Raw genomic sequence first — 2,512 nt, forward strand, 5'->3', positions numbered from 1 at the left:
GGTAGCTCCTATGTCGGCTATGGTGCTTGCACTGCTTGTCCATGTACCGCTGCCTACACTGTTGGTGAGAGTAGCAGATGCACCTGCAGCAATGGTCGTTGTACCTTCTATAGCAGCAGGCGTTGGCAGCACATTCACTGTCGTGAACTTCGCACAGCCTGTAGCTTCTATTTGGTAGTAGATGTTCACAAGGCCTGTGCTGTTGCCTGTCACAACACCTGTACTTCCGTCTACCGATGCTATTTCGGGGTTACCGGTCAGCCACATACCACCCGGCGTTGCACATGTGAGTGTCACCGAGTTGTCCTTACATACTGATGCGCCTGTTATAGCAGCCACGGCAGGATGTACGCTCACGGTCTTTGTAGCGAAGCAGGTAGCGTTCACCTTGTAGGAGATGGTAGTGGTACCTGCGGCCACGCCTGTAGCCACACCTGTAGTGCTCACTATTGTGGCCTTGGCAGTGTTGGCGCTGCTCCATGTGCCGCCTGTGCCGCCTGTGAAAGTAGCGGTCATAGCGGGGCATATCGCATCAGGTCCTGATATCTCAGGTGTTGCGTTCACGGTCACTATCACTGTGCGTGGGCATCCTGCTGCCGAAGTGTAGCTGATGTTGACCATGCCGGGAGTTGTGCCGCCGGTCACTATACCCGTAGTGCCGGTGCCTGTTGCTACAGTGGCCATATCTGTATTGCTGCTGCTCCATACACCGCCTGTTGTAGCAGATGTAAGTGTAGTAGTTGTATTGTTACATACAGAGAATGTACCTGTTATTGCTGCCGGCATTGCGGCCACGGTCAGTGCCATTATCTTGCGGCAACCGTTGGCCAGTGTGTAGCTGATGTTGGTGTTGCCTGCGCTGGCTCCGGCTGTGATGATACCGGTGCTGGCGCCTATCGTAGCTGCCGATGTTGAAGAACTTACCCATGTGCCGCCTGCTACTGTATTTGTCAGTGTGTCTGTTTTGCCGGCGCAAATAGTGTTATTGCCCACTATCGCTGCAGGAGCTGTGTTCACGGTCACCACTATGGTGCGTGCACAACCCAGCGCATTGGTATAGCTGATGGTAGCTGTACCTGCAGCCACACCTGTCACTATACCGGTGATGCTGGTACCTGTTGCCACGGTGGCCTTTTCAGGATCGGCCGAGCTCCAGGTCTGGCTTGCGGTAGAGTTCGTGAGGGTAGTGGTAGCGCCTTCGCAAACGGCGGTAGTACCGGTGAAACTAGTGGGTTGAGCTTTCACGGTCACTACTTTGGTTGTGCGGCAACCTGCAGGCATGCTGTAGCTGATGGTTACGGTTCCTGCTATGACGCCATTCAGTATACCTGTAGTCGAGCCGATGGTGGCCACTGCGGTGGCAGCGCTGGTCCATGAGCCACCGGTAGCGGTATTGGTGAGTGTTGCCGATGCACCTGCACAGATGCTGGTATTGCCTGCAATGGTATCGGGCAGTGCATTCACTGTCACTATGCGGGTATTGATGCAGCCTGTAGCGGTGAGTTTGTAAGATATGGTGGCCGTACCGGGTGCTACACTTGTTACCAGACCGGTACTGCTTACCGTTGCTACATCGGCATCGTCGCTGAGCCATGAGCCGCCTGTAGAGGTTGTGGCCAGTGTGGTGGTAGTGCCATTACATATGGCAGCCGTACCTGTTATGGCAGCAGGGATGGCATTGACAGTGATGATGCGTGAAGTGGCGCAACCCGGTGCCAGTGAATAGTATATAGTGGTGGTACCTGCTGCCGATCCGCTCACAAGGCCCGATGTGCTCACTGTAGCCCTTGCCGGAGTACTGCTTGTCCAAGTACCTCCGGAGGTTTCATGTTCCAGTTGCAGGGTAGCATCTTTACATACTGCATATGCAGGAGCTGTGATGGCCGCAGGTGCGCTTATCACTGTTATGTCCTTTGTGGTGTAGCAGGTAGTGCTGGTCCTGTAGGTGATGGTGGCAGTACCTGCAGCTGCGCCTGTGAGCAGACCTGTGCTGGTGGCAATGGTAGCATTAGCAGTGCTGCTGCTGGCCCATGTGCCACCCGTGGTGGTATTGGTCAGGGTCATAGTTCCGCCCGAGCATACGGTGGCTGCTCCTGCTATTGCAGGCAGTGGTGCAGCTACGGTGACGGTAGTGGTGCGTGCACATCCTGCTGCATTGGTATAGCTGATGAGTGCCGTACCTGCCGAAAGACCTGTGATGATACCTGTAGCAGCGCCTGCAGATGCAGTAGGATGCATGCTGGTCCAGATGCCGCCGGTAGGTATGGAAGCAAGAGTGGTGGTGCCGCCTGCGCATGTGCTTGCAGTACCTGTTATGATACCGGGCAGTGCGCTCACGCTTACTATTTTGGTAACGCGGCATCCGCCTGGCATGTTGTAGCTGAGGGTAGCGGTACCTGCGGCTATACCTGTAAGGATGCCGGTGTTCGAGCCCACTGTTGCCACGGACACAGTAGAGCTGGTCCATGAGCCGCCGGGTACAGCATTGGTATATGTCGCGGTGGCGCCTGCG

General features: G+C 55.6%; 1 protein-coding gene. It reads right to left on the minus strand.

Translation table 11 applies throughout. From position 1 onward, the window contains the following. Nucleotides 1-2,512, minus strand: a 2,512-nt coding sequence (locus tag ABD843_RS10635) for a beta strand repeat-containing protein (RefSeq protein WP_345082756.1), incomplete at both ends; no start/stop codon positions are given.

Source organism: Nemorincola caseinilytica (genome assembly GCF_039540515.1).
In the GTDB taxonomy this organism is placed as follows: Bacteria; Bacteroidota; Bacteroidia; order Chitinophagales; family Chitinophagaceae; genus Nemorincola; species Nemorincola caseinilytica.